At 72.1% G+C, this 8,155-nt stretch carries 9 protein-coding genes and 1 pseudogene; 4 read left to right on the forward strand and 6 right to left on the reverse strand.

Going from position 1 to position 8,155, the window contains the following annotated elements; genetic code table 11:
• The 3 genes and pseudogenes from I0C86_RS20175 to mshA form a co-directional block, all read right to left on the reverse strand.
• Positions 1-686, reverse strand: a pseudogene (locus I0C86_RS20175) (hypothetical protein); the annotation flags it as partial.
• A gap of 185 nt (positions 687-871) precedes the next feature.
• Positions 872-1,396, reverse strand: coding sequence for a type III secretion system chaperone family protein (locus tag I0C86_RS20180; RefSeq protein WP_196202820.1), 525 nt, complete (start codon positions 1,394-1,396; stop codon positions 872-874).
• A 25-nt stretch (positions 1,397-1,421) separates the two neighbouring features.
• Entirely contained in the window at positions 1,422-2,795 is a 1,374-nt protein-coding gene (gene mshA / locus I0C86_RS20185) for a D-inositol-3-phosphate glycosyltransferase (RefSeq protein WP_407676329.1), read from the reverse strand.
• A gap of 185 nt (positions 2,796-2,980) precedes the next feature.
• Between mshA and I0C86_RS20190 the strand changes: the two genes are divergently transcribed.
• Together I0C86_RS20190 and I0C86_RS20195 are read left to right on the forward strand one after the other, a co-directional pair.
• Positions 2,981-3,760, forward strand: a complete 780-nt coding sequence (locus I0C86_RS20190; protein WP_196202822.1) for an SDR family oxidoreductase — start codon at positions 2,981-2,983, stop codon at positions 3,758-3,760.
• The gene (locus I0C86_RS20195) at positions 3,757-4,584 is read left to right on the forward strand and encodes a class I SAM-dependent methyltransferase (RefSeq protein ID WP_196202827.1); all 828 of its coding nucleotides are present in this window, start codon (positions 3,757-3,759) and stop codon (positions 4,582-4,584) included. The genes I0C86_RS20190 and I0C86_RS20195 overlap by 4 nt, the downstream gene beginning before the upstream one ends.
• Before the next feature lie 63 nt (positions 4,585-4,647).
• Here I0C86_RS20195 and I0C86_RS20200 read toward each other — a convergent pair whose 3' ends face one another.
• Entirely contained in the window at positions 4,648-5,262 is a 615-nt protein-coding gene (locus I0C86_RS20200; protein ID WP_196202823.1) for an HAAS signaling domain-containing protein, read from the reverse strand.
• On the reverse strand, positions 5,259-5,609 hold the full coding sequence (locus tag I0C86_RS20205; RefSeq protein WP_323373744.1) for a PadR family transcriptional regulator: 351 nt from the start codon (positions 5,607-5,609) through the stop codon (positions 5,259-5,261). Before I0C86_RS20205 ends, I0C86_RS20200 begins: the two co-directional genes overlap by 4 nt.
• Positions 5,610-5,892: 283 nt before the next feature.
• On the opposite strand from I0C86_RS20205, the gene I0C86_RS20210 reads away from it, so the two are divergent.
• A complete protein-coding gene (locus tag I0C86_RS20210) occupies positions 5,893-6,657 on the forward strand; it encodes a maleylpyruvate isomerase family mycothiol-dependent enzyme (RefSeq protein ID WP_196202824.1) in 765 nt (254 codons plus the stop codon).
• A 91-nt stretch (positions 6,658-6,748) separates the two neighbouring features.
• Positions 6,749-7,759, forward strand: coding sequence for a LacI family DNA-binding transcriptional regulator (locus I0C86_RS20215; RefSeq protein ID WP_407676330.1), 1,011 nt, complete (start codon positions 6,749-6,751; stop codon positions 7,757-7,759).
• Here the strand turns inward: I0C86_RS20215 and I0C86_RS20220 are convergent.
• A partial coding sequence (locus tag I0C86_RS20220) for a macro domain-containing protein (protein ID WP_196202826.1) occupies positions 7,742-8,155 on the reverse strand: 414 nt, incomplete at its 5' end. The two genes, I0C86_RS20215 and I0C86_RS20220, sit on opposite strands and share 18 nt — an antisense overlap.

Here is an 8,155-nt window from a genome sequence, read left to right on the forward strand (position 1 = left end):
CGACCGCCCCCGGCCGACGCGGACTTCCGCGCCCCACCCGAGGTCCGTGCCCCGCCGGTGGCGTTTGCCGTCTTCGTGGCCCCCCGGGCGGTGCTGCTCTTGCGCGCGGGTGCCGTCGCGGCCTTCCGGGTGGATGCCGTCGCGGGCTTGCGCGCGGATCCCGTCGCCGTCTTGCGCGCTCCGGTGGTCTTCCGGGCCGCGGCGGTGGTCTTGCGGGCTCCGGTCGCCTTCCGGGCCGACGCCGTGGTCGTCCTGCGTGCCCCGGTCGTCCTGCTCGCGGCCGCCACGGCCTTCCGGGCCGGCGCCTTCTTCGCGGCGGCCTTCTTGGCCGGCGCCTTCTTCGCGGCAGCCGTCCTGGCCGGCGCCTTCTTCGCGGTGGTCTTCCTGGCCGGGGCCTTCTTCGCGGTGGCCTTCTTGGCCGGGGCCTTCTTCGCGGTGGCCTTCTTGGCTGGCGCCTTCTTCGCGGTCGCCTTCTTGGCCGGCGCCTTCTTCGCGCTCGCCCGCCTGGAGGCCGCCGCGCTCACCCGCTTGGTCGGCGACGCGCTGGCCTTCTTCACGGCGGTGCCGCCTCGGCTCTCCGCCTGCAGGGTCCGGACCAGGCTCTTCACCAGGTCCATCTTGCGTAGCGCGGATACGCCCGAGATGCCGCGCTTCCTGAGCTGTCCCCGGATGTCGTCGGCCTTCATCGAGCCGATTTTGCTCTCGTTGATCTCGGCCGTACTGCTGGCTCGGCGCCTCGTGGCGGTCGCGGTTGCGCCGCGACCGGAACTGTTCCGTTGGACCATGAGATCCTCACGCTCCCTACCCAGTCTGTCCTCGGCAGGCGGCACGGTCATCGCTACGTGCGGGTGCCGCCGCGGGGGCATACCCGTCAGGGGCGGTCCAAATCCGAGTTTTCCACCGCCGACCGTTCGAAGAGGTGCGCGAACGCCCGCAGGTTCGCCAGGGATTCCCCCCGCTTGACCCGCCACTCCCACTCCCGGCGGATCGCCGCACCGAATCCGATCTCGAGCATGGTGTCGAACGAGTCGTCCGCGTAGGTCAGCACCGAGCCGAAGATCCGGTCCAGTTCGTCCTCGTTCAACCCGGACAGTCCCACCCGACCGGTCAGGTAGATGTCGCCGGCCGCGTCGACCGAGAACGCCACCCCGTACATCCGGGCGTTGCGCTGCAACAGCCAGGTCCAGAGTTCCTCACGCCGCTCGTCCGGCTGTCGCATGACGAACGCCTCGACCCGGAGTGCGTGCTCGCCGACGATCAGGTTGCAGACCGTCTTGAGCTTGTGGGTGCCGGGCAGGGTGACGGCGTACGAGAACTCGCCCGTCGACTCGCAACTCAACTGCCGCTCGGCGCACACCGACTCGATCAGGCGCCCGATCTCGGTCCGGGACCTCATATCCGCCCACCTTCCCGGCCGTGCCTCAGCAGGTTGCCAGTGGCAGCGCCGCCGCCCCGTCCGCCAGCTCGGAGACGAACTGGTTGCGGTGCTCCGCCACCGCCTCACGGTAGACCGCCAGCAGTCCGGCGGCGGTACGTGTCCAGGAGAAGGCGCGGGCGTGCTCGACCGCACCCCGGGACAACTCGGCACGGCGACGGGGCGCGGCCAGCAGCCCGGCGAGCGTCCTGGCCCAGTCCAGCGGGTCGTGCCCGTCGACGAGCACCCCGCTCACCCCGTCCCGGACGGCGGTGACCAGGCCACCCACGGCGGCGGCCAGTACCGGCGTACCGCAGGCCTGCGCCTCCAGCGCGACCAGGCCGAACGACTCGTTGTGCGAGGGCACCGCCACCAGGTCGGCCGCCCGGTAGAGGGCCGGCAGGTCGTCACCGGTCTGCGGCGGCAGGAACCGCACCGCGTCGGCGATACCCAGCTTGGCGGCCAGTTCGATCAGCGCGGTCGGCCGGTCCAGGCCGGTTCCGCTCGGCCCGCCCGCGACGACCACGGTGACCGTCTCGGCCAGCCGTGGCTCGCGGTTCCGCAGCTCGGCGAACGCGTGCAGCAGCACGTCCGGCGCCTTGAGCGGCTGGATCCGGCCGACGAACGCCACGATCGTTCCCCGTTCGGGCAGTCCGAGCCGGCGTCGCGCGGCGAGCCGGACCTCCGCCTCCCGGCCGGCCGGGGGTGGTGTGAAGCGGTCCAGGTCGACCCCGGGCTCCACCACCTCCACGCGGGCCGGGTCGGCACCGTACCGGGCGATCAGGTCACGGGCCTCGACCGCGGTGTTCGCGACCAGCCGGTTGGCCTCGGCCACCACCTGCTCCTCGCCGATCACCCGAGCCTTCGGCTCGGGGCGGTCCCCCTCGGCGAGCCGGACGTTCTTGACCTTGGCCAGGGTGTGCGCCGTGTGCACCAGCGGCACCCCCCAGCGCTCCTTGGCCAGCCAGCCGACCTGGCCGGAGAGCCAGTAATGCGAGTGGATCAGGTGGTAGAAGCCGGGCGGTCGGGCGGCCTCGGCCCGCAGCACTCCGGCGGTGAAGGCGCAGAGCTGGCTCGGCAGTTCCTCCTTGGCCAACCCTTCGAACGGCCCCGACGTGATGTGCCGGACCATCACCCCGGGCGCCATCTCGACCGTCGGGGGCAGGTCGCTGGAGGTGGCCCGGGTGAAGATCTCGACCTCGACGCCGGCCTCGGCCAGCCGTCGGGAGACCTCCACGATGTATACGTTCATGCCGCCCGCGTCACCCGTGCCGGGTTGGTGCAGCGGTGACGTGTGTACGGAAAGGGTGGCGATCCGTCGTGGCGTCGGCCACGGTTGGATACCTCGCTGCCGGGCAACGCCGGTGTGCAGTTCCGCCACGTCCGCTCCTTCTGTCACGGTTGTTACGCCATCCCGCACGACCGGGGTACCGCAAAGAGCAACCACCTCGATGAGTGTCATCTTCCCGATCGGGCCGGAGCCAATCGTCCGGGCGTCCGTGGAGGTGACCGACCTCATTCGGGCCCAGATCACGTCGGCGGGTCAGGTTGAGCCAGAATGTCCCGATGACCTCTGTCGCGATCGTCACCGGTGCGTCCAGTGGAATCGGCGCCGCCACCGCCCGCCGGCTCGCCGCCGAGGGCTTCCACGTCCTGGCCACCGCCCGCCGTGCCGACCGGCTCGACGTGCTCGTCGAGGAGATCCGTTCCGCCGGCGGGACGGCCACCGCACAGGTCTGTGACGTCACCTCCGACGAGTCGGTGGCGCGACTGGCCGCAGCCGTACGGGACCTGCCCGGCCCCGCCACCCTGCTGGTGAACAACGCCGGCGGCGCCCGAGGGCTCGATCCGGTCGAGCTGGGCTCGGTCGCCGACTGGCAGTGGATGTACGACGTGAACGTCCTCGGCACCCTCCGGGTGACCCAGGCGCTGCTTCCGGCGCTGGAATCGTCCGGTGCCGGCACCGTCGTCGTGCTCAGTTCCACCGCCGGCCTGATCGTGTACGAGGGTGGCGGCGGCTACGCGGCGGCCAAGCACGCGCAGACGGCGCTGGCCGAGACCCTGCGGCTGGAACTCTGTGGACGGCCGATCCGGGTGATCGAGATCGACCCGGGGATGGTCCGGACCGACGAGTTCGGACTGGTCCGGTTCGGCGGCGACGCCGATCGGGCGGCGGCGGTCTACGCCGGGGTGGCGGAACCGCTGGTCGCCGACGACGTCGCCGACTGCATCGCCTGGTGCGCCACCCGGCCGCAGCACGTCAACGTCGACCGGCTGGTGGTGCGCCCGCTGGCCCAGGCGGCCCAGCACAAGGTGCACCGGGTCCAGCCCGACACCGGAAGCTGACGCCTGCCGTGCCGGCCGCGCGTTCGCGCCCCGTCGGCGCGGTGACCCGGGGAACCACGAACCCCAACCGGCTGCGCCGGGTGGACAACTGGATCGCGGCCACCTGCGCGGACCTGATCCGCGACACCCCGGACCCGGTGGTGGTCGACCTCGGCTACGGGGCCAGCCCGGTCACCGTGGTCGAGCTGCGCGCCCGGTTGGCCGCCACCGTCCGGGCCGACGTCCGGGTCGTCGGGCTGGAGATCGATCCGGTACGCGTCGACGCCGCCGCGCCCGCCGCCGACCCCCCGGGGCTGACCTTCGGCCGGGGCGGATTCGAGCTGGCGGGACTCCGCCCGATCCTGGTCCGCGCGTTCAACGTCCTCCGCCAGTACGCCGAACCCGAGGTCGTACCGGCGTGGCGGACCGTGACCGGGGCGCTGCAACCGGGCGGCGTACTGGTCGAGGGGACCTGTGACGAGCTGGGCCGGTTGGCGGCCTGGTTGCTCGTCGACCCGACCGGCCCGCGCTCGCTGACCCTGGCCGCCCGGCTGTCCACACTCGACGGCCCGGGTTCGCTGGCCGAGCGGCTGCCGAAGGCGCTGATCCATCACAACGTGCCGGGCACCGGCGTACACGCGCTGATCCGGGCGCTGGAGGACGGCTGGCGGGACGCCGCCCCGTACGCGACCTTCGGGCCCCGGCAACGCTGGCTGCGTACCGTCGAGGCCGTCCGGGCGGCCGGCTGGCCCGTACTGGACCGGCCGGCGCGGTGGCGGCACGGCGAGATCACCGTCGCCTGGGCGGCCGTCGCTCCACCCGGTACGGCTGCCCCGGCGCGTTGAGCAGGTTCCGGAACGGCCGGCCGCTGATCGGCGCGGTGGCCGACCCGGCGCGGTGGCCGACGGCTACCGGGTGGCGAGTTCGGCGGTTGTGTCTGCGGTGAGGTGCCGGAGGCGAATCTGCAGGTAGAGTCCGGCCGCGCCGAAGGGCACGACGAGCAGAAGCAGGACGGCGACCAGCGAGGGCAGGTTCACGTCCTGGAAGCCCAGCACTTTCAGGATCACGAAGAGCCCGACACAGCCGAGCAGCAGGGCCGTTCCGGTGAGCTTGTCCCGGAGCCGCCAGACCCGGGACAGCCAGAGCAGCCCCGCGACGACCACCGGTACGGCCTGCCAGGGCCGGACCATCCCGAACGGGATGAAGATGCTCGGAACGAGCACCAGCAGCGGGCCGAACCAGCTCAGCAGCAGCACCAGCGTCTCAAGGGGACCTCTCCGGGGCGGCGGGATGCCGAACCGCTCCCGCGCGTCCGCCCCGAGCGCCGCCGGATCACCCAACCGGTCCAGCATCGCCCGCACCTCCGCCGCGCTCCGCACGTCCGGCTCCGACCGGCGTACGGCGATGTGCTCGCCGATCTGGTCGAGCACCTCACGTCGGCGGTCCGGTGGCAGCTCGCGCAGTTCCGCGCGGAGTCTCCGCAGGTACCGCCGGACGAGTTCGTCGGGTGTGGTCGGCTTCATGTGCTCTCCTTCGGAATGACGAGGGAATCCACCGCGTCGCGGAACCGGATCCACTCACCGACGAACTCGTCGAGTTTTCCCTGCCCCGCCTCGGTCAGCCGGTAGTAGCGGCGGGGCGGCCCACTCGGCGACTCGTGCCAGGCGGTCTCGACCAGGCCGTCCCGGCGTAGCCGGGACAGCAGGGGGTAGATGGTGCCCTCGCTGGTCACCATGCCGTCGACCGCACCGAGTTCGCGGACGAGGTCGAGGGCGTAACGCTCGCCGGGCCGGAGCAGGGCGAGCACGCAGTACTCCAGGGTTCCCCGACGCAGTTGACCGGGAAGTGTGGCTGACCTTGTCGGCTCCACGGCTAGCGGTAACCGCCGACGAGGGCGACGGGGCCGACGGGGCCGACGCCACGGTGGAAGCCTGCTGCGAGTTCCTTGCTAAGCATGGTACCTGTTCTAGCATGGATGTAGGTGTCCGTCGACCCCGGGCACGCACCGGCCCGAGGTGCCGATCAGCCGACCAGCCACCCCCGGATCGGTGGAGTCGGTGCGCTCCTCCGGCACCATTAACGCCCGGCCCGGCATTCGCCCTAGGCTGGAAGCAGCCCGGCCGGTGGCGGCTCGGTCGCACGGGAGGATCGTCATGAGCAGACTGCACGGCACCAAGGACTTCTGGATCGGGGCACTACGTGCCGAGGGTCCGACCTTCGGCGCGGCGATCGCCGAAGCCCCGCTCGACGTCCGGGTGCCGTCCCGTCCCGAGTGGAACCTGACCGATCTGGTGCATCACCTCGGCTCGATCTACCAGTGGGTCCGGGGCGTGGCCAGCCTGGGGGCCGTCCAGGCGCCGGCCCCTCAGGTCGTACCCGAGGACCTGCCGACCGGCCCCGCGGTGATCGAATGGTGGCGGTGGGAGTTCGACCAGCTGATGGCCGTGCTCGACCGGCTCGACCCGGAGGCCCCGGCGTGGAACTGGGCGCCCCAGCCGAAGAAGGCCGGCTTCTGGCACCGCCGGATGGCGCTCGAGACGGCGGTGCACCGGTGGGACGCCCAGATGGCGATCGCCGCCGGTGAGCCGATCGAGGCAAAGCTCGCGGCCGACGGCATCAGCGAGGTGCTGGACACCTGGCTGCCGGCCGGCCGGCGGGCCTCCGACCAGCCGTGGCACGGCGTGGTCCAACTGGTCGCGGTCGACGCCGGCCAGGAGTGGTTCCTCCGGCTGCGCGGCGAGGGGGTCGCGCTGCTGGACACCGACACGATCCTGGACACCGACGACCACCACGCCCGCGCCCACATCTCGGGTACCGCCAGCGACCTGCTGCTGGCACTGCGGGGCCGGCTCGGCTTCGACGCCCTGGACGTGGCCGGCGAAGCCCAGTTGCTGGAAGGGCTGCGCGCCGGCAGTTGAGCCGACCCGCCCGAACCGCCCGACGGATTGTTGACCTTCACGACCACGTGAAACGATTTCTCGGCGAAGGAGCTGAGGAGCGGAAATGGCGATGGCTCGTGCGCGGCCCACGCTGGAGGCGGTAGCCCAACGGGCCGGAGTGTCCCGGGCCACCGTGTCCCGGGTGGTGAACGGCTCGACGACTGTCGCCGAGCCGATCCAGCAGGCGGTCCGGCGGGCGGTCCAGGAACTGGGGTACGTACCCAATCTCGCCGCCCGCAGCCTGGTCACCCAGCAGACCGACTCGATCGCGCTGATCCTGCCGGAGGCCTCCACCCGGGTCTTCTCCGACGACCAGGTGTTCCCCCGCATCATCCTCGGGGTCAGCCGGGAGTTGGAGGCCGCCGGCAAGCAACTCGTGCTGACCCTGACCGAGTCGGCGGCCAGCCAGCAGCGGGTCGAGCGGTACGCATTGGGCGGGCACGTCGACGGCGTACTCTTCGCCTCGCTGCACGGCGACAACCCACTGCCCGGCATACTCGCCCGAACCGGGCTGCCGGTGGTCTGTGGCGGCCGTCCGCTCGGCGAGGCATCCGTCCCCGTGGCGTACGTCGACGTCGACCACATCGGCGGAGTACGCAGAGCGGTCCGGCACCTGCTCGACTCCGGTCGGCAACGGATCGCCACCATCGCCGGGCCGCCGGACATGGTCGCCGGAATCGAGCGCCTTCTCGGCTACCGGGCCGAACTGCGGGAGGCGGAACGCCAGCAGATCGTCGCGCTGGGCGACTTCACCCGGGAGTCGGGAGCGGTCGCGATGCGGGAACTCCTCGACAAGGACCCGAACCTGGACGCCGTCTTCATCGCCTCCGACCTGATGGCGCACGGCGCGTTGCGTACGCTGCGCGAGGCCGGCCGCCGGGTGCCCGACGACGTGGCCGTGATCGGCTTTGACGACATCGAACTGGCCGTCTACACCGACCCGCCGCTGAGCACCGTACGGCAGCCGATCCAGGACCTCGGCAGGACGATGACCCGCCAACTGCTCCGGTTGGCCGCCGGGGAGCGGATCGAGCCGGTGGTCATACTCCCCACCGAACTCGTGCTACGCCGGTCGGCCTGAGTCCTCCGGGCCGCCGTCGCCGACGGGCGGCGGGCCGGTCGGCAGCCGCTGGCGTACCCGGGTCGCGGTCGCGTGGGTGGCGGCGTCGAAGAGCACCAGCCGCGCGCTGGAGACCGTGGCCGGGTGCGCGGCCCCGAGCACCGTCAACGCCTGCCGCACCGCGTCCTCGACCGGCCAGCGGTAGACGCCGGCCGAGATCAGTGGAAAGGCCACCGAGGTGGCTCCCAGTTCGTCGGCGACCCGCAGACTGTTGGCGTAACAGTCGCGCAGCATCCACGACCGGTCCTCCGACGCCGACCAGACCGGTCCGACGGTGTGCACCACCCAATTCGCCGGCAGGTTCCCGGCGGTCGTCGCCACCGCCTGCCCGGTCGGCAGGCCCCGCCCGTACCGGGA

Source organism: Plantactinospora alkalitolerans, assembly GCF_015690345.1.
In the GTDB taxonomy this organism is placed as follows: domain Bacteria; phylum Actinomycetota; class Actinomycetes; order Mycobacteriales; family Micromonosporaceae; genus Plantactinospora; species Plantactinospora alkalitolerans.